This window comes from Mammaliicoccus sp. Dog046, assembly GCF_034039665.1.
Lineage (GTDB): Bacteria > Bacillota > Bacilli > Staphylococcales > Staphylococcaceae > Mammaliicoccus.
In genome coordinates this window covers 1,457,464-1,476,539 of the sequence record NZ_CP120131.1, presented here as the reverse complement: position 1 = coordinate 1,476,539, position 19,076 = coordinate 1,457,464, and the positions used below count along the sequence as shown (strand labels likewise).

Annotated in this window: 19 protein-coding genes; 13 read left to right on the top strand and 6 right to left on the bottom strand. The window is 31.7% G+C overall.

Annotated elements, in window-relative coordinates:
- Positions 1 to 3: 3 nt before the first annotated feature.
- The 4 genes from P3U32_RS07425 to rpmG all read right to left on the bottom strand — a co-directional run bounded on the left by P3U32_RS07425 (position 4) and on the right by rpmG (position 3,560).
- On the bottom strand, positions 4 to 318 hold the full coding sequence (locus tag P3U32_RS07425) for a hypothetical protein (RefSeq protein ID WP_323702480.1): 315 nt from the start codon (positions 316 to 318) through the stop codon (positions 4 to 6).
- Positions 319 to 476: 158 nt separating this feature from the next.
- Positions 477 to 1,618 (bottom strand): IS3 family transposase gene (locus P3U32_RS07420; protein ID WP_323702460.1). Its coding sequence is split into 2 segments (ribosomal slippage): positions 477 to 1,348 and positions 1,348 to 1,618, totalling 1,143 coding nucleotides; the frame shifts between segments, so codons are not numbered across the junction.
- 116 nt (positions 1,619 to 1,734) lie between these two features.
- Positions 1,735 to 3,183 (bottom strand): amino acid permease, encoded by a 1,449-nt coding sequence (locus tag P3U32_RS07415; RefSeq protein ID WP_323702479.1) that lies wholly within the window; start codon positions 3,181 to 3,183, stop codon positions 1,735 to 1,737.
- Between the two features lie 227 nt (positions 3,184 to 3,410).
- Entirely contained in the window at positions 3,411 to 3,560 is a 150-nt protein-coding gene (gene rpmG / locus P3U32_RS07410; RefSeq protein ID WP_323702478.1) for a 50S ribosomal protein L33, read from the bottom strand.
- Positions 3,561 to 3,714: 154 nt separating this feature from the next.
- Here rpmG and P3U32_RS07405 point away from each other — a divergent pair, with 154 nt between their 5' ends.
- From P3U32_RS07405 to P3U32_RS07395, 3 genes are all read left to right on the top strand, one after another.
- Entirely contained in the window at positions 3,715 to 4,653 is a 939-nt protein-coding gene (locus tag P3U32_RS07405) for a metal ABC transporter solute-binding protein, Zn/Mn family (protein ID WP_323702477.1), read from the top strand.
- Positions 4,654 to 4,743: 90 nt separating this feature from the next.
- On the top strand, positions 4,744 to 5,721 hold the full coding sequence (guaC, locus tag P3U32_RS07400; protein WP_323702476.1) for a GMP reductase: 978 nt from the start codon (positions 4,744 to 4,746) through the stop codon (positions 5,719 to 5,721).
- Positions 5,722 to 5,741: 20 nt separating this feature from the next.
- Positions 5,742 to 6,758, top strand: coding sequence for a CAP domain-containing protein (locus P3U32_RS07395; protein ID WP_416361219.1), 1,017 nt, complete (start codon positions 5,742 to 5,744; stop codon positions 6,756 to 6,758).
- Between the two features lie 388 nt (positions 6,759 to 7,146).
- On the opposite strand, the gene lexA is transcribed toward P3U32_RS07395, so the two are convergent.
- Positions 7,147 to 7,767 carry a transcriptional repressor LexA gene (lexA, locus tag P3U32_RS07390; protein WP_323702474.1) on the bottom strand — a complete coding sequence of 207 codons (621 nt, stop codon included), beginning with the start codon at positions 7,765 to 7,767 and terminating at the stop codon, positions 7,147 to 7,149.
- Between the two features lie 144 nt (positions 7,768 to 7,911).
- Here lexA and sosA point away from each other — a divergent pair, with 144 nt between their 5' ends.
- From sosA to P3U32_RS07360, 6 genes are all read left to right on the top strand, one after another.
- Complete coding sequence (gene sosA, locus P3U32_RS07385; RefSeq protein WP_323702473.1) at positions 7,912 to 8,121, top strand: DNA damage-induced cell division inhibitor SosA; 210 nt, start codon at positions 7,912 to 7,914, stop codon at positions 8,119 to 8,121.
- A gap of 79 nt (positions 8,122 to 8,200) precedes the next feature.
- The gene (locus P3U32_RS07380; RefSeq protein ID WP_323702472.1) at positions 8,201 to 8,437 is read left to right on the top strand and encodes a DUF896 domain-containing protein; all 237 of its coding nucleotides are present in this window, start codon (positions 8,201 to 8,203) and stop codon (positions 8,435 to 8,437) included.
- Positions 8,438 to 8,522: 85 nt separating this feature from the next.
- The gene (tkt, locus tag P3U32_RS07375; protein WP_323702471.1) at positions 8,523 to 10,511 is read left to right on the top strand and encodes a transketolase; all 1,989 of its coding nucleotides are present in this window, start codon (positions 8,523 to 8,525) and stop codon (positions 10,509 to 10,511) included.
- A gap of 135 nt (positions 10,512 to 10,646) precedes the next feature.
- Positions 10,647 to 10,877 carry a YneF family protein gene (locus P3U32_RS07370; protein ID WP_323702470.1) on the top strand — a complete coding sequence of 77 codons (231 nt, stop codon included), beginning with the start codon at positions 10,647 to 10,649 and terminating at the stop codon, positions 10,875 to 10,877.
- 168 nt (positions 10,878 to 11,045) lie between these two features.
- Entirely contained in the window at positions 11,046 to 11,726 is a 681-nt protein-coding gene (locus P3U32_RS07365) for a cytochrome c biogenesis CcdA family protein (protein ID WP_323702469.1), read from the top strand.
- 40 nt (positions 11,727 to 11,766) lie between these two features.
- Complete coding sequence (locus P3U32_RS07360; protein ID WP_323702467.1) at positions 11,767 to 12,237, top strand: CcdC family protein; 471 nt, start codon at positions 11,767 to 11,769, stop codon at positions 12,235 to 12,237.
- Between the two features lie 41 nt (positions 12,238 to 12,278).
- Here P3U32_RS07360 and P3U32_RS07355 read toward each other — a convergent pair whose 3' ends face one another.
- Positions 12,279 to 12,776: a DUF2621 family protein gene (locus P3U32_RS07355; protein WP_323702465.1), complete on the bottom strand. Its 498-nt coding sequence runs from the start codon at positions 12,774 to 12,776 to the stop codon at positions 12,279 to 12,281.
- 74 nt (positions 12,777 to 12,850) lie between these two features.
- Between P3U32_RS07355 and sbcD the strand changes: the two genes are divergently transcribed.
- From sbcD to P3U32_RS07335, 4 genes are all read left to right on the top strand, one after another.
- Positions 12,851 to 13,978 (top strand): exonuclease subunit SbcD, encoded by a 1,128-nt coding sequence (gene sbcD, locus P3U32_RS07350; protein ID WP_323702464.1) that lies wholly within the window; start codon positions 12,851 to 12,853, stop codon positions 13,976 to 13,978.
- Entirely contained in the window at positions 13,979 to 17,002 is a 3,024-nt protein-coding gene (gene sbcC, locus P3U32_RS07345) for an exonuclease subunit SbcC (RefSeq protein WP_323702463.1), read from the top strand.
- A 95-nt stretch (positions 17,003 to 17,097) separates the two neighbouring features.
- Positions 17,098 to 17,715, top strand: a complete 618-nt coding sequence (locus tag P3U32_RS07340) for an SCO family protein (protein ID WP_323702461.1) — start codon at positions 17,098 to 17,100, stop codon at positions 17,713 to 17,715.
- Between the two features lie 113 nt (positions 17,716 to 17,828).
- Positions 17,829 to 18,970, top strand: a protein-coding gene (locus P3U32_RS07335; RefSeq protein ID WP_323702460.1) for an IS3 family transposase whose coding sequence is annotated in 2 segments (ribosomal slippage) — positions 17,829 to 18,099 and positions 18,099 to 18,970 — 1,143 coding nt in all. Because the reading frame shifts where the segments join, the coding sequence is not laid out codon by codon here.
- Positions 18,971 to 19,076 lie beyond the last annotated feature (106 nt).

The following is a 19,076-nucleotide window of genomic DNA, read 5'->3' as shown; positions in this document are numbered from 1 at the left end:
CCTTTATTTACTTGTATGTGTCCATTCATGGCTGAATTTTTTGCGTTTAATATGCGCATAAATTTGGTCAGCGGCATAGTCTTGGTTTGTATATACGGTAATATCGAAGAATGCTTGGTTTTCTTCAAAAGGTTCACTTAAATATAAGTCTTTGAGATGATCAAATAATGATTGCATCTGTTCTCTTGTTAAACTTGTATATTCTCGTAAGGTTTTTTTGACAAGTTGCGTATGGGCATCATAAACACTTTGAACAACAATAACAAAACGTTCATCTTGTTCCATAACATCATCGAATAAATTTGTTTGACCAGTCATAGTTACACCTTCTTTATTAATTATTAAATATTTACTTTTATTATACTATATTCATCCTCATAAGAAAAAGTTGATTTCTCTTTTAACAAAATAAAAACACCAACTCATTCTGAAGGCACTGCACCCTTACTAAGGGAGCTCAATAAAAACACTATTTTCTAGGCTGCTAATTTCCTATATTCTATAGGGGATAAGTAGCCTAGTTTTTGTTGAATTCTAACTTTATTATAGTTTTCAATGTAATTTTCGACAATATCTATTACAATAGTATTAGAGCTTCTAAGCTCACTGTTTAAGTAGAATGTTTCACACTTTAGAGAGGCATGAAAACATTCTATTGGGGCATTATCAGCTGGCGTTCCCTTACGGGACATGCTTCTGGTAATGCCTTTTTCTGTACATAGGGCATAGTATTCATAAGAAGTATACACACTTCCTTGATCACTATGTAATATAGCTCCTGGTTCCAATTGAAGTTGTTTTAATGTCTCATTTACTAATTCTTGATTTTGGTTTTTACCAATTTTATATGCCACAATTTCACCATTGTAAGCATCCATGATAGATGAAAGATACAACATTGTATTCCCGAAGGGTAAATAAGTGATATCTGTTAAAAGTACTTCTAAAGGTTTCTCTGCCTTGAAATTTCTATTCAATAGATTATGTGTCTTATAATATGGGTTTCCTGGTCTTTTCGATTTCTTCACGCGTACTTTACAATTTAATTTATGTTTTTGCATAATCCTTTGTACTTTCTTGTGATTAATTTTTTTATTATTTTTTCTATTTAACAAGGCAGTTATTTTTCTATAACCATATGTAAAACGATGTTTCTTACATAGTTCTATAATTTCTCGTTCATCCTCAGATATACTGAAATCTTTGTTTTTCCATCTGTAATAATTTGATTTTGGAATATCTAAAGCTTCTAAAATGACTTTCACTGTATATTTAGATTTCAATTCATTTACTAATTCAACAACTACTTCTGGGACCACTTCCTTTCCAATTCCTTGTACTTTTTTAAAATTTCATTTTCTACTTCTTTGCGCTTTAATTCAATTTTTAGTGTTTCAACAGTGCTAAATTCTTCATTTCCTTTTCCATAGGAATATTGTTTACCTACTTGTTGATTGAATCTATGTGTTTCCCCATTTCTATACCATTTCCACCACACTTTAACTTGAGATTCATTTTTAATATTTAAAGCATCCATTATTTCTCTTGCGCTATATCCTTTAAGTTTCATTTCTACTACTTTATATTTTGTTTCAACTGAATATGCCACTCTTTTCATAGAAAAAACACCTCCGTATAAATTCATTTTAATATGAATTCAACGAAAGTGTTTTTATTTTACTCCCACATCCTGGGGTTAGTGCATGAATGAAGAGTTGGTGTTTTTATATAAGATTATGATTTATTGTTGTATTGATGCTTTGATAAGTCGATATCTTCAAGTTTAATGACTTTTGTTTTCGTAACAAATTTATGAATGAAGTAAACGACGATACCTATGATGATAGGTAAGAATGACTCTATGAGTACTGGATAATTTAATGTGATAATACTATCAAAAGACTGACCTATGATTAAAAATGCAATAACGGCTATGACTAGGATTGGACCTAGTGGATACAAAGGTGCTTTATATTCTAAAGTCTCCGATGCTGAACGGTTTTGCTTTTTAATCGCCATTCTTAGACGAATATGACTGATGATACTCATTAGCCATACGAGTGCAATAAGTGCACCTAACATATTTAATAATCTATAATAACCATCTTCATTTATTGTTGCATAAACAATAGAAACAAAGATAAGCGCAATTGTTACACATAAGGAAACGAAAGGCATATTATTTTTATTTAAATGATTTATAAATTTCGGTGCTTGCTTATGTTGTGCTAATGAATAAAGTAAACGACTCGTTGCATATAACCCTGAATTACCCGCAGAGATTAATGCAGTTAATATAACAGCGTTTATAATTGAAGCAGCGAAGGCAATTCCCACACGGTCAAATACAATTGTAAATGGACTTTGTGTAACTGAATTCGATTTATTCAATAATAAAGGATCTGTATATGGAATGATTGCTGCAATAACAGCAATAGCTAAAATATAAAATAGTAAGATTCTCCAAAATACTTGTCTAATTGCTTTAGGCATTGATTCTTTTGGATTTTCAGATTCGCCTGCTGTTACAGCAATGACTTCTGTTCCTCCAAAGCTAAAGCCTGCGACTAATAATACACCTAAGAAACCTGATATTCCATTTACAAATGGAGCATCTTTAAAAGTATAATTACTAAGTCCTAGTGGCTCATTTCCACCAAGTATACCGATGATTAGAAGTACACCTACGATTAAGAAGATGATGATGGTTGCAACTTTAATGAAACTTAACCAATATTCTGCTTCTCCAAATGCTTTAACAGTAAATGCATTCAATAAAAATAATATAACTAGGAAAATAATGCTCCATATAAATGGATTCACACCATTGAATACATCCCAATAAGTAATAATCTTCGCTGCGGTTAGTATATCTACACTAGTTACAAGCGCCCATATAACCCAATATAACCAACCAACCGTAAAGCCAGCTGACCGATCTATAAATCTACTTGAATATGCGCTAAACGACCCAGAAACAGGATAGAATGTTGCAAGTTCACCAATAGCTGTCATTAGAAAATAAAGCATAACACCAATGATAGAATAGGCAATAAGTGCGCCGCCTGGGCCTGCTTGTGTAATTACGGCACCACTTGCCATAAACAAACCAGTACCAATGGATCCGCCAATTGCAATCATTGATATATGTCTTGTCTTCAATCCACGTTTCATTTCCTCCATAAAACTCACCATACTTTCTTCTTTTACAATGCGATTGAAATTAAAATATACATTACATTTTATTAGTATTTAAGGAAATAAGCAACATAAATTTTAACGCATAAATGCTTTAAAGTGATGAAATATCAAAAATGAATTCGTGTGTACAGTTCTTTCCTATATAAAATAGAGACTAAAACAAATGAATGTTTTAGTCTCTTACTGTATGATATGGAGTGAATAAGATATTATTTCGTTTCACGATGTAGCGTATGGCGACCTAGACGAGGGCTATATTTCTTCATTTCAATACGCTCAGGATTCGTGCGTTTGTTTTTTGTTGTTATATAGTTTCTGTCGCCAGATTCTGTACATGCCAAAGTAATATTTACACGCATTTTGATCAACCTTTCTAGTTAGTAATGATTACGTTTTATAATTTACCATAAATTTTGAAAGTAATCAATAAAGAAATAGCGTTTAGCGTGATTGCGATTTTCAAGATAAAAGCGTATATTTATATAATTGAATTAAGACAAAAGGAGATAAGTAATGAAGAAATCTTTTAAATTAACAGGTATATTGATGGCTTCTATGATTGTAATTTCAGGTTGTGGTAACCAATCATCTAAAAATGATAAATTAAAAATATATGCAACAAATTATCCATATGAAAGCTTTGTTGAACAAATAGGTGGAAAATATGTCGATGTAGATTCGATTTATCCGAGTGGTACAGACTTACATAATTATGAACCGACACAAAAAGAAATGGTGAACGTCGCTAAAAGTGATTTGTTTATTTATTCTTCGGATGAATTAGATCCAGTAGCTAAAAAAATTAGTTCTACTATTAAAAGTGATGATCATAAGTTAGAAACACTGTCAAAATTAAAACAGTCAACATTATTAGAACACCATCACGATGAAGATGAGTCACATGAACACGAATCCGAAACAGAAAGTCATCATGACCCACATATATGGTTAGATCCTATCGTGAATAAAGAAGCGGCTAAATCTATTAAAAATAAATTAATATCTAAAGATGCTAAACATAAAGAAACGTATGAACAGAATTATAAAAAGCTAATCAAAGACATTGATGGTATAGATCATGATCTTAAACAAATTACCGCTCATCCAAAAAGAGATAATGTATTTATTTCACATGATTCGTTAGGATATTTGGCACAAAGATATCATTTTAAACAAACGAGTGTTACAGGAATGAATAACGAAGAACCAAGTCAGAAAGAAATTTTAAATATCATTAAAGAGATTAATAAAACGAAACAACCCTATATATTATATGAACAAAATGTAAGTTCTAAAATCACAGATATTATTAAAAAAGATACGAAAAGTAAACCGCTCAAATTTCATAATTTAGAAGTGTTAACAAAAGATGAAGAAAAAGAAAAAAATATTAGTTATCAATCTTTAATGAAGGAAAATATAAAATCGCTTGACCAAGCTTTGAATAAATAATTATTTAGGTATATTTCGTTTACTTTTTTCATCTAACACTGTATAGTAACTAATGGATTATTATTAATAGTTGTGAAAGAGGTCATTGTTATGAAAATTTTTGATTATGAAGATGTACAATTAATTCCAAATAAATGTATTGTTGAAAGTAGATCTGAATGTGATACGTCTGTAAAATTCGGACCAAAAACGTTTAAACTACCTGTTGTACCTGCTAACATGCAAACAGTTATGAATGAAGAATTAACTGAGTGGTTTGCTAGTAATGAATATTTTTATATTATGCATCGATTTGATGAAGAAGCTCGTATACCATTTATTAAAAAAATGCAAAGTCAAAACTTATTTGCTTCAATATCAGTTGGTGTAAAAGACAATGAATATACTTTTATAGAACAACTTTCAAATGAAGGTTTAATTCCTGAATATGTAACAATTGATATTGCACACGGACATTCTGAACAAGTAATTAGAATGATTAAACATATTAAACAACATATACCAGAAACATTTGTTATTGCTGGTAATGTAGGTACGCCTGAAGGTGTGCGTGAATTAGAAAACGCTGGTGCAGATGCTACTAAAGTAGGAATTGGACCTGGTAGAGTGTGTATCACTAAAATCAAAACAGGATTTGGTACAGGTGGTTGGCAATTAGCTGCAATTAATGCTTGTAGCAAAGCAGCTAGAAAGCCAATGATTGCTGATGGTGGTATTAGAACAAATGGCGACATTGCAAAATCAATTAGATTTGGTGCAAGTATGGTAATGGTAGGTTCATTATTTGCTGCACATGAAGAATCACCAGGTGAAACAGTTGAATTAGAAGGTAAACTTTATAAAGAATATTTCGGAAGCGCGTCAGAATTCCAAAAAGGCGAACGTAAAAATGTTGAAGGTAAAAAAATGTTTGTTGAACATAAAGGATCTTTAAAAGATACTTTAATTGAAATTCAACAAGATTTACAAAGTTCTATCTCATATGCAGGTGGAACAGATTTACATTCAATAACTAAAGTAGATTACGTCATTGTAAGAAATTCTATATTTAATGGTGACCGTGATTAAAAAGTTGTGAGGTGAATGACTTGAGAAAAGTATATTACCTGTTTATATTATTGTTACTGATCACGCTCATCGTACCTGTTCCAGATTCTGACTTGTCTAGACAACTACAACAGAAAGTTATAAACATTCAACATGAATTGTTAAATGAACAAACTGTTAAAAATGTTGAATTAAAGACACCGAATGACCAAGAATTTGCGATTAATAATATTCAAATCAATCAAACAAAAAGTGATGTTGAAAAGCATCTTGGTAAGCCAAAACGCGTAACAGTCAATGAATATAATGAAAAATGGCATACGTATCATAACCAATACCACGAATTTGTAATGGTGAGTTATGATCATGGAAGAGTATCGGGACTATATACAAATCAAGATTTAATCACTTCACAAAAAGGTATTACAAGTAAAATGGACAAAACAAAAGTTCGATCCATTCTTGGAAAGCCTGTTAGTGAAATACAAAAAGATAAAGTAAAACTTATTCAAAATGATCAAGACTATGATGTGTTTAAATTTGATAATATTTATACAACCATTTTTTATGATAAATATGAAAATAATCAAATTAAAGGAATTATGCAAATTGCTGCGAATACTGAGAACAAACGTACAAATCAGTATCGTCCGGCATCTAAAGACTATGAACGTGCTTTAGAATTGCAAAATTATGATCTTGTAAATGCAGAACGGGTTAATTTTGATTTGCCGACACTGACTTATAATGGTGGTGTAAGTCAAACTGCTAGAAAACATAGTCAAGATATGGTCGAAAATGATTATTTTGATCATACGAATAAGCAAGGCTTATCTCCATTTGATAGATTAGACCAAGATGGATTTAATTATATAGCTGCAGGAGAGAATTTGGCTTTTGGTCAAATTAGTAGTGTATATGCACATCATGGACTGATGAATTCAATGGGACACAGAGAAAACATTTTAAATAAAGATTATAAAGAATTAGGTGTAGGCGTCGATATCGGAGAAGATTTACAACCGTATTGGACTGAGAACTACATTACACAACAATAGAAATTAAATAAAATAAAATTTTATTTAAGCAACTTTGATATTATGTAATCAAGTAGCATTATTATTTCATATTTCCTTAAATGTTTAACATGTGTTGTTTCAATTGTACTTTGATTGGTGGAATAACATTTAAAGGGGAAGTTTTACATGGAAAATAAAGAAATAAAACACAAAAATCCAGACGTTTTAGAACGTATAAAAGAATTATTAAATAAAAAAGATGTATCGTAAGATAATGCTAATTAAGAATTAAAGGGAATATGAAAGATGTTGAGAATAATACGCTCAACGAAACAGCCAACAATGTCATTGTTGGCTGTTTTTTATTTTTATGAATAAAAATAAAAAACCACCCCGAACAATTCGGGGTGGTTAAATGTAATTTCATTTACATCTCTCTAAATAGCCCAACAACTTTACCAAGTACAGTAACGTTATCTAAATATATTGGTTCCATTGTACTATTCTCAGGTTGTAATCTATATCTTGTTTCTTCTTTATAAAAACGTTTAACAGTTGCTTCATCTTCTTCAGTCATTGCTACGATGATATCACCATTCTCGGCAATGGATTGACTACGCACGATTACTTTGTCTCCATCTAAAATACCGGCTTCTATCATACTATCTCCGACAACATCTAATATGAAAATGTTACTATTATGTGTTGATGTGAAGTGTGCAGGTAATGGGAAGTACTCTTCGACGTTCTCTACAGCAGTAATCGGAATACCAGCTGTTACTTTACCAATTACGGGAACATGAATGGTATTTTCTTGATTTATATTCTCGCCAACCGTTTCTGTAATTTCAATTGCACGTGGCTTTGTAGGATCACGTTTAATATATCCTTTTTCTTCTAATCTTGAAAGATGACCATGTACTGTTGAACTTGATGCAAGACCAACTGCTAAACCAATTTCACGAACACTAGGTGGATAACCTTTCGTTTGTACTATATGTTTGATGAATTGATATATTTCAGATTGACGTTTAGTTAATTCTTTCATAGTCGCACACTCCCAATTAATTATTTATTTATATTATAGCACATACGTTTCCGGCGAACAAACATTTGTTCGTATTTTTGTTGACTACGAACAGTTGTTCTGTTATTATAAAAATACAAACAAACGTTCTAGGAGGAGTTATTTATGACAATTACAATAAATAAGACGATTTTAGTCTATGTGGCAGTATTCTTATTGACAATTTTAATTGGATATTTATATTTGGCTCAGGCAAATGACATATATAATACAGAACAGACGTACGAAATGACAGATCATCAAATACAACAACACGATAAACACGAAACGAAACAAGTTGCGGATTCTAATACATTAGTAGGTACAATTGAATAATAAAGAAAACACGAGTAAATCCATTTGGATTTACTCGTGTTTTTTGGTATCTTTTAATTATATAGAAAGTGGGGATAGTATGTTAGAAAAAGCAAAAATTGATAGAATAAATGCGCTAGCAAATAAAAAGAAAAGCGAAGGATTAACTGAGTCTGAAGCTAAAGAACAAACTAAATTACGCGCAGAGTATTTACAAGCTTTTAGAGGAAACTTTAAAAGTACAATTGAAAACACAAAAGTGATTGATCCTGAAGGAAATGATGTAACACCTGATAAAGTTAAAGAAATCCAAAAAGACAGAAACATTCGAAAGTAAATATAAAATAAGTAAGAATAATTAATTTTCGGAATATTTTCATGTATAATGGAGAAGGATTATAAGAATAAAGGAGACTACATTTATGTTTAACGAAAAAGATCAACTTGCAGTAGATTCAATTCGCGCCTTAAGTATTGATGCTATCGAAGCAGCAAACTCAGGCCATCCAGGTTTACCAATGGGCGCTGCACCAATGGCGTATGCATTATGGACGCAACATTTAAATTTCAATCCTCAATCAAGCAACTACTTTAACAGAGATCGTTTTGTATTATCTGCTGGGCACGGTTCAGCATTATTATACAGTTTATTACACGTATCTGGCAGCTTAGAACTTGAAGAAGTGAAGAACTTCAGACAATGGGATTCAAAAACACCAGGACACCCAGAATTCAAACATACTGAAGGTGTTGAAGTTACAACTGGTCCACTTGGTCAAGGTTTTGCAATGAGTGTAGGTATGGCTATGGCTGAAAAGCATTTAGCGGGTAAATTTAATAAAGAAAATTATAATGTAGTTGATCATTATACTTATGTATTAGCAAGTGATGGCGACTTAATGGAAGGTATTTCACATGAAGCTGCTTCATTAGCTGGACATTTACAGTTAGATAAATTAATTACACTTTATGATTCTAATGATATTTCACTTGATGGTGAATTAAATAAATCATTCTCTGAAGATGTGAAATCAAGATTCAAAGCATATGGTTGGAGCTACATTTTAGTTGAAGATGGTAATGACTTAGAAGCAATAGATAAAGCAATTACTAAAGCTAAAACATTACAAGGACCAACAATCATCGAAGTTAAAACGGTAATTGGATATGGTTCTCCTAATAAAGCAGGTACAAATGGTGTTCATGGTGCGCCACTTGGTGAAGAAGAACGTGAATTATCATTGAAAGCATATGGATTAGATCCATCTAAACGCTTTAATGTACCACAAGAAGTTTATGATGTATTTAGCCAAACAATGCTTACACGTGCTAATGAGGCTGAAGAAGCTTGGAACAAATTAGTTGAAGATTATTCTAAAGCACATCCTGAATTAGCTGAAGCATTCAAACAAGCAGTATCAAATGAATTACCTGTCGACTATGATAAAGAATTACCTGTATATGAACCAGGTAATAGCAGTGCAACACGTGCTGACTCAGGTGAAGTGATTCAAGCATTAAGTAAATCAGTACCTGCATTCTTTGGTGGATCAGCAGACTTAGCATCATCAAACAAATCAAATGTTAAAGGTGAAGCTGATTTCGATAAAAATACACCTGAAGGACGTAACGTATGGTATGGCGTTCGTGAATTTGGAATGGCAGCTGCTGTGAATGGTATGGCAGTACATGGTGGTGTTAAACCTTATGGTGCAACATTCTTCGTATTTAGTGATTATTTAAAACCAGCAGTTAGATTATCTGCAATTATGGGTGTACCAGCTACATTCGTATTTACACATGATTCTATCGCTGTCGGTGAAGATGGTCCAACACATGAACCAGTTGAACAATTAGCTGGACTAAGAGCAATTCCTAATTTAAATGTGATTCGTCCTGCAGATGGTAACGAAACAAGAGTAGCATGGAAAGTTGCATTAGAATCTAAATCAACACCAACTGCATTAGTTTTAACTAGACAAAACTTAACTGCTTTAGATGTTGAAGAGTCAGAATTAGAAGAAGGTGTTCGTAAAGGCGGATATATAGTGTACCGTTCAAAAGTTGAACCAGAATACTTATTAATCGCTTCAGGTTCTGAAGTATCATTAGCAGTTGAGGCAGCTAAAGATATAGAAGCACAAGGTAAAGGGGTTCAAGTAGTATCATTACCTAACTGGAATGCTTTCGAACAACAAGATGACGCTTATAAAGCATCAGTATTACCACCATCAATTACAAAACGTGTTGCTATTGAAATGGCTTCTTCACTTGGTTGGCATAAATATGTTGGCCTAGAAGGTAAAGTGATTACAATAGATACATTCGGTGCAAGTGCGCCTGGCGACTTAGTAGTTGAAAAATACGGTTTCACTAAAGAAAATGTATTAAACCAAGTATTAAGCTTCTAAATTTAATGTATATAAAGAAGTAAAGCTGAGGTATGTACGAATACCTCAGCTTTATTTATGAAAGATGAAGTTTCATCTTGATAAAATGAAATGAATTTAGTAAACTTTTATAGGATACAGAAAGTGGGTGAAATAATGGCAACGTGGTTAGCAATTTTATTAATCATCGTGGCATTAATAGGTGGAGCTGCACTAGGATTCTTCCTTGCTCGTAAATATATGATGGATTACTTGAAAAAGAATCCTCCAATTAACGAAGAAATGTTACGTATGATGATGATGCAAATGGGTCAAAAGCCATCTCAGAAGAAAATTAATCAAATGATGACAATGATGAACAAGAATATGGATCAAAAAATCAAATAGTCTTTAATCGTTGATATTAAAAGGATTGTCACGCTTTTTTGAAAAGTGTAGCAATCCTTATTTTTTTATTTTATATATTGTCATATAATCATTCACGTATTGTTCAAATTAAGGTAGTTTCATTTCGATGTTATTTGATAAAATAGAATCAAGAGTAGGAGGGATTGAATGGAGTTAACGATTTTTGTTGCGTTCGGAGCAGGAATATTGAGTTTTGTATCTCCTTGCGTATTACCGATATATCCTGCCTTTATTTCATATATTACAGGTATGAGTTATGATGATTTGAAGAATAAAGGTCTTAATCGTAATGCAATCATACATACAGTCATATTTTTGATTGGGTTTAGCTTTATTTATATGATACTTGGTATGAGTATTGGTTATATTTCTAATATATTTATCAGTTACCAAACGCTTATACGACAAATCGGTGCAATTATAATAATTATATTTGGGTTAATGATATTAGGTATATTCCAACCACAATTTTTAATGAGAGATCGAAAGATTAATTTTAAAGTGAGACCATCAGGTTATATTGGAACGTTCTTAATAGGAATGGCTTTTGCTGCAGGTTGGACACCTTGTAATGGACCGATTATTGCAGCAATTGGAACATTAGCTATCACACATTCTTCCCAAGCGATGTTATACATGTTGATGTACGTCCTTGGATTTAGCATACCGTTCTTTGTATTGACTTTCTTCATCACACGTTTACAAGTCATTAAAAAGTACAATGTTGCTATCATGAAGATTGGTGGTATAATTATGATAATTATGGGAGTTTTATTATTTTTCGATTTATTAACAGAAATAACGATTTTCTTCCAATCATTAGGATAAATAAAATATAAATGATTTTGTACTTAAAGGGGTTTTAAACATGTATGTCCTTTTTTCAGTAGTAATCGCTGCATTGATGGGATTAGCTGTAATTGTAGTAAGGATGAAAGCTCAGAATTATCCAACGAATACTAGAAAAATTGTGTTACCACCATTCTTTATGGCAACAGGTGCATTGATGTATGTAGTTCCATATTTCAGATTAGATGGTGGAGAAATTGTAGAGGCAATGTTAGTAGGATTGTTTTTCTCATTATTCTTGATATTTACTTCGAATTTTGAAATTAAAGATAATCAAATTTATATGAAGCGCTCAAAACTGTTCCCGTTTATATTAATTTCATTACTGATTATAAGAACGGTTGGTAAATTTTTCTTGAGTGATTCCATAGATCCAGGTCAACTGGCTGGCATGTTCTTCTTGCTTGCATTCAGTATGATTGTTCCATGGAGAATTGCTATGTATTTCAAATACAAAAAGTTAAAAGATCAATTAGCGATTGTACAATAAAAAATAGAGTGGCTGAGACATTGAATGATGTCCAAGCCACTCTATTTTCTTTTAGCATCTGTGATTGCTTCTTTATGATCAAATATTGAAAATTTGTTTTTCTCATCATCTGCTAATTCGAACAAATTTAAATATGGTGTATAATCAATATTAAGTTCTGTTAACTTCTTCTTCATGAATTTGTGGTCTCTTTTAGGTGTTGCTACGATATATCCACGCATAATATGATCGAGTTCGATTGTAGTTGCATGTTCTTCTAATGCAATTTTAGAAACTCGGCCGCCGATTTTTTCTTTGGCAACATCTCTAAACAATTCCGGTACGGGTGACACTAATTCATTTAAAAGTTCGCGCGCCTCATCGTTCCATAATGGGAGTGCTTTTTGTATATAATAGTCTTGCCAGTCAAGCTCACTCATGCCATTGTCTTTTGGCATACGCTTTAAAAACTTACGGAACATAAAGAATCCACCGATTGCTAGTAATACCATAAAGACAATGCACCAAATCACAATAAAAAATATAAATACATTACTCAATGAAATCACTCCTTAAAGTAAGTATAAATGAAGCTTTTTAACCTGTCTAACACTATTTGTAAAGGAGCAATAATATGAAAATTTTACATACTGCAGATTGGCACATAGGTAAAACGTTAAATGGCCAATCATTAATAGAAGATCAAAAGTATATCTTAAATCAAATATATGAAGCTATAAAAGAACAACAACCGGATTTAGTTGTAATTAGTGGAGATTTATATGATTTACATTATCCAAATAAAGAAGCAATGGTCGTATTGGAAGATGCATTATCGACGATAAACTTAGAACTCAATATACCAATCATCGCAATTAGCGGAAATCATGATGGTAAAGAAAGATTAAATTATGGAGAGAAATGGTTTGAAAAATCAGGTCTAAAAATCGTAACGGGTTATGAACATTTATTAACGCCGATTAGAATCAATGATATTAACTTTTATATAATGCCTTACTTTACACCAGCAGATGTGCGACAAATGTTCAAAGTAAAGGGAATACATACACATCAAGAAGCAACTGAATTTCTGATGAATGAAATAGAAGCGGTTATAAACAAAGATGAAACGAATGTACTCGTCGGTCATTTATTTGTGGCAGGAGGCGCTTCAACGGATTCAGAGAGACCATTATCTATAGGGACAATAGAGACGGTAACAGCACAAACGTTTCAATCATTCGATGCAGTGTTACTTGGTCATTTACATCATCCGTTTGCGATTCAATCTGATTATATATTTTATGCGGGTACACCAATGCAATATTCATTTTCAGAAGCAAATCAAGCTAAAGGTTATCGATTGTTTGATATTGAAAATAAGAGAGTTAAACAATCGTTTATACCTTTACAACCATTACGTTCTTTCCAAGTGATTCAAGCGAGCTATGAAGATGTTATACATGAGAAAGTAACTATACAAAATAAAGAAGATTATTTTCATTTTAAGTTAACGGAAATGGACCGCATTACAGATCCACTCATGAAATTGAGAAGTATCTATCCGAATACATTACAAATATCAAGACAAGACTTCGAAGTGGAACACGATGAAATAAATGTGGATGTACACGCTTTAAGTGATATTGAGATCGTTGATGCATTTTATACACATGTCACGGAAGAACCATTAGATGGTGTGAAGCGGGAGAAAGTTGTTCAATTGTTAGAAGCACAATTAAATCAAGGAGCGGATGAATAAATGAGACCTTTAGCATTACATATGCAATATTTCGGACCGTTTATGAATGAGAAAATTGACTTTACTCAGTTATCGAAGTCACAGTTATTCTTAATTTGTGGTAAGACAGGGTCAGGTAAGACGATGATCTTTGATGCGATGGTTTATGCTTTGTTTGGTAGAACGTCGACAGAATCAAGAGAAGAAGTAGATTTAAGAAGTCACTTTGCAGATCCTAACGAACCAACTAAAGTAGAATTTGAATTTGAAATTAAAGGACATCAATACTTAGTAACTCGTACAGTGAAATATATTAAAGCTGGAAATAAAAATGCTACTAATCCCACGGTTGAAGTTTATAAAAAGAAAGATGATGAATGGGAATTAGAAACAAAAACAATTAACACGAGTAATGATTATTTGAAATCACTATTACATATGAACGTTAAGCAATTTAGACAAATATTGATTTTGCCACAAGGGGAGTTCAAACAATTTCTAGTTTCTAATAGTACAGATAAACGAAGTATATTAAGAACGTTATTTGATAGTGATCGCTTTGAAACGTTGCAATTACGACTAGAAGAGGAAATGAAGAAGGAATTATCTGTTATAGAAGGATACTATCAAACAATAACGCAATACATGAGTGAATTACATGACTATGAAGAAGATGCCCTAATTGAAGTTAAGGATATAGAAGGACATCGATATGAAAAAATATTAAATGCTTTACCACAATTTAAAGAAGTAGGAAATCGTAGTGTAGCGCAAGTTCAAAAGCAAAAAGATGAACAAGAGAAAGCTTTAAGTGATGCTGAATCAAAATTAGCACAGGAAAAACAATTAAAAGAAGACTTTGAAACTTTAGATATAAAGAAAAAAGCATTCGAAACATTAAAATCGGATAAACAAACGATTGATAAAGATAGAGAAACATTGAAATATTTAAAAACAGTTAAATCGATGACTTATCAATATGATCAATTAAAAGAAAAAGAAAGTCATTTACAACAATCACTGAAACATGAAACAGACTTACGTGAACAAATTGAAAAAGTAGAGAAAGCGTATAACCAAGTTATTAATCAGCAGAAGGCAATGGAAGAAAAAGCATCTCATATAGATAGAGATAGAAAGTATGTGCAACAAACGAATCATATCCAAGTGAATGCTGATAAATACAAAGGGATAGAAGCACAGTTACCAGATGCAAAAAAACAAGAACAACAATTGCGTACTTCACTCGATTCAATGCATACCCTATTGAAAGATATACGTAATGAAAGAGATACAATGCATATCGATGAAGCGGAAGCACAAAAACAAATCAAGCAACATGAAGATTTAAGAATTCATGTACAAGATCTGAAGAATAAACAAGTGCAATATAATGAGAAGTGTAAGTTACAGCAAAAACTTGAAGAGACAGAAACGCTAATTAACGAATCTGCAAAAGAGAAAAAGGAATTAGAAGAACAAGTACTACCAAATGAGACTTATGATATTTTAAATGTTAAGGATGAGATATTAAAAATAAAGCAGCATATTCATCATGGAGATGATTGTCCTGTATGCGGTTCTACTGTTAAGCAACTAGATGACGTTATTGATTTTGATATATTAAAGAAAGAAAAAGCATATAAAGAAGAGATTGAAACAAAAATTCAACAAGTAACCAATCAATTAACAAGCTATCAAGAAAGACGCAATATGACAAATGAGCAATTGGAAAAGTATGCTACTATCGTTGACGTAGAAGCGGATATTAAAACGACAGAAAAACAAATTGAACAATTAGCAAGTGATATTCAAATATATCATCAACGCAAAGATAAACTTAATCAGTTGAAAGAACGTATATATGAGAATGAAAAACAATTGTCTCAACAAGAACTTGAATTAAATAATATTAAGCATCAAATCGTAAATGATGAATCAGATATTGCATATTTTAAGAAAGAAACTGGTTTTGAATCTGTAAATGAATTTATGACTCAATATAATGAATATCAATCGAAAGTTGAGCAATTTGATAAAGAAAGTGAAGCGTTAAAATCAAATGCCTCAGAACTTAATGACAGTCGTACAGAGTTACAAATGAAGCAGGCAACCATTCAAGAGAGAAAAACGATGCTAGAAGAACAAATTGTTGTTACACAATCTTATTTAGATTCAGAGATGAAAGAACATAATATATCATCTTATGAACAATTAGATACATTGTTGGCTCAAGTAAAGGATATAGATGAAATTGAATTGCGTATTCACCAGTTCGATAAGAAATATATTGAACATGAAGCGATTGTGACTGAACTAAGTAAAAAGATGAAAAATCAAACTTTACCAGATTTGCAAAATAGTGAAGAAGCAGTAGCACATATTAAGCAATTGTTTAATACGCTTGTTAAAGAGTTGAATCAACTCCAATTAAAAATTGAACAAAACGAAAATAAAATCCATATGATACATGAAATCACAAATAAAATTGAACAAGATTTGAAGGATCAGCAACAAATGATTGCTTTATCTCGTGTGATGAACGGAAAGAATAGTCAAAAGATTTCATTAGAAAATTACGTACTCATATATTATTTAAATCATATACTTGATAATGCGAATTATCATTTTCTTAAAATGACGAATAATCGATATCAACTTGTGCGTAGAAAAGAAAAGTCACAAGGATTAAGCGGACTTGAGATTGAAGTGTTTGATCGATTCTCAAATAGAACAAGACATATTACTTCGTTGTCTGGTGGTGAAACGTTCCAAGCGTCATTATCATTAGCAATTGGTTTATCTAATATAGTGCAGCAAGAAGCGGGTGCAATTCATTTAGAATCGATGTTTATTGATGAAGGTTTTGGAACACTTGATTCGGAAACTTTAGAAACAGCTCTAGATACACTTGTTAATATTCAAATGTCTGGAAGATTAGTGGGGATTATCTCGCATGTGTCAGAATTAAAGACAAGAATACCGAAGATATTAAACGTTAACAAGAATGGATTCTTAAGTACAACTGACTTTACAGATGATTAATTGACACATCAAAGACATAAAATATTTTCATATTGTATTTAAGTTCCGTTTTTTATTTGATATATTTTAGTTAACAGAGTTTTGGGAGTGTTGTTATGAAAAAGGGTATGATATTTAGTTTGTTTATAGTTTTAGCCATGATTGTCAGTGGGTGTAGTAATAATGCGATTGAGCCAGATAGTCAATTCGGCAATAAAATGCAGCCATTTAAAGTAACAGATCAAAATGGAAAACCATTTGCTCAAAAAGATATGAAGGGGAAAGTTTATATCGCAGACTTTATCTTTACAAAATGTGAAACGGTTTGTCCACCTATGACTTATAACATGAGTTCGGTCATTGATGAATTAGAAAAAGATGGCGTTAAAGATTATGGCGTAATCAGCTTCAGCGTTGATCCAGAAAATGATACACCGCAAAAATTAAAAGACTATGTTAAACAGTACAATGCGCCACAGGACAAATGGACATTGGTGACAAATTACGACTTTAAGTTTATTAAGCAATATGCAGAAGATAACTTTAAGTCAATTGTGGCACCTCCACCGAAGGGCAGTACACAAGTGACACATGGGACAAGCTTTTATTTAATAGATCAAAACGGTAAAATAATCAAAACATATAGTGGTCAAGATGCAGGGGATAAGAAATTCCCGAAATCAGAAATTGTATCAGATGTAAAAACACTTGTTGAAGATGGACCTGTTAAGTAAATATAAATAAAAACACCGATTCTATATTGCACTAACCCCAGGATGTGGGAGTAAAATAAAAACACTTTCGTTGAATTCATATTAAAATGAATTTATACGGAGGTGTTTTTTCTATGAAAAGAGTGGCATATTCAGTTGAAACAAAATATAAAGTAGTAGAAATGAAACTTAAAGGATATAGCGCAAGAGAAATAATGGATGCTTTAAATATTAAAAATGAATCTCAAGTTAAAGTGTGGTGGAAATGGTATAGAAATGGGGAAACACATAGATTCAATCAACAAGTAGGTAAACAATATTCCTATGGAAAAGGAAATGAAGAATTTAGCACTGTTGAAACACTAAAAATTGAATTAAAGCGCAAAGAAGTAGAAAATGAAATTTTAAAAAAGTACAAGGAATTGGAAAGGAAGTGGTCCCAGAAGTAGTTGTTGAATTAGTAAATGAATTGAAATCTAAATATACAGTGAAAGTCATTTTAGAAGCTTTAGATATTCCAAAATCAAATTATTACAGATGGAAAAACAAAGATTTCAGTATATCTGAGGATGAACGAGAAATTATAGAACTATGTAAGAAACATCGTTTTACATATGGTTATAGAAAAATAACTGCCTTGTTAAATAGAAAAAATAATAAAAAAATTAATCACAAGAAAGTACAAAGGATTATGCAAAAACATAAATTAAATTGTAAAGTACGCGTGAAGAAATCGAAAAGACCAGGAAACCCATATTATAAGACACATAATCTATTGAATAGAAATTTCAAAGCAGAGAAACCTTTAGAAGTACTTTTAACAGATATCACTTATTTACCCTTCGGGAATACAATGTTGTATCTTTCATCTATCATGGATGCTTACAATGGTGAAATTGTGGCATATAAAATTGGTAAAAACCAAAATCAAGAATTAGTAAATGAGACATTAAAACAACTTCAATTGGAACCAGGAGCTATATTACATAGTGATCAAGGAAGTGTGTATACTTCTTATGAATACTATGCCCTATGTACAGAAAAAGGCATTACCAGAAGCATGTCCCGTAAGGGAACGCCAGCTGATAATGCCCCAATAGAATGTTTTCATGCCTCTCTAAAGTGTGAAACATTCTACTTAAACAGTGAGCTTAGAAGCTCTAATACTATTGTAATAGATATTGTCGAAAATTACATTGAAAACTATAATAAAGTTAGAATTCAACAAAAACTAGGCTACTTATCCCCTATAGAATATAGGAAATTAGCAGCCTAGAAAATAGTGTTTTTATTGAGCTCCCTTAGTAAGGGTGCAGTGCCATATAGAATCGGTGTTTTTATTTATATAGTGATTTATTCAAATCACTATATTAAAGGTTAAT

Excerpts from the sequence above, each read along its gene's own strand:
- P3U32_RS07360 (WP_323702467.1), top strand. The coding sequence starts at position 11,767 with ATGTATGTCCTTTTTTCAGTAGTAATCGCTGCATTGATGGGATTAGCT.
- P3U32_RS07425 (WP_323702480.1), bottom strand. The coding sequence starts at position 318 with ATGACTGGTCAAACAAATTTATTCGATGATGTTATGGAACAAGATGAA.
- P3U32_RS07370 (WP_323702470.1), top strand. The coding sequence starts at position 10,647 with ATGGCAACGTGGTTAGCAATTTTATTAATCATCGTGGCATTAATAGGT.
- guaC (WP_323702476.1), top strand. The coding sequence starts at position 4,744 with ATGAAAATTTTTGATTATGAAGATGTACAATTAATTCCAAATAAATGT.
- P3U32_RS07365 (WP_323702469.1), top strand. The coding sequence starts at position 11,046 with ATGGAGTTAACGATTTTTGTTGCGTTCGGAGCAGGAATATTGAGTTTT.
- rpmG (WP_323702478.1), bottom strand. The coding sequence starts at position 3,560 with ATGCGTGTAAATATTACTTTGGCATGTACAGAATCTGGCGACAGAAAC.
- P3U32_RS07340 (WP_323702461.1), top strand. The coding sequence starts at position 17,098 with ATGAAAAAGGGTATGATATTTAGTTTGTTTATAGTTTTAGCCATGATT.
- P3U32_RS07415 (WP_323702479.1), bottom strand. The coding sequence starts at position 3,183 with ATGGAGGAAATGAAACGTGGATTGAAGACAAGACATATATCAATGATT.
- sbcC (WP_323702463.1), top strand. The coding sequence starts at position 13,979 with ATGAGACCTTTAGCATTACATATGCAATATTTCGGACCGTTTATGAAT.
- sosA (WP_323702473.1), top strand. The coding sequence starts at position 7,912 with ATGACAATTACAATAAATAAGACGATTTTAGTCTATGTGGCAGTATTC.
- lexA (WP_323702474.1), bottom strand. The coding sequence starts at position 7,767 with ATGAAAGAATTAACTAAACGTCAATCTGAAATATATCAATTCATCAAA.
- P3U32_RS07405 (WP_323702477.1), top strand. The coding sequence starts at position 3,715 with ATGAAGAAATCTTTTAAATTAACAGGTATATTGATGGCTTCTATGATT.
- sbcD (WP_323702464.1), top strand. The coding sequence starts at position 12,851 with ATGAAAATTTTACATACTGCAGATTGGCACATAGGTAAAACGTTAAAT.
- tkt (WP_323702471.1), top strand. The coding sequence starts at position 8,523 with ATGTTTAACGAAAAAGATCAACTTGCAGTAGATTCAATTCGCGCCTTA.
- P3U32_RS07380 (WP_323702472.1), top strand. The coding sequence starts at position 8,201 with ATGTTAGAAAAAGCAAAAATTGATAGAATAAATGCGCTAGCAAATAAA.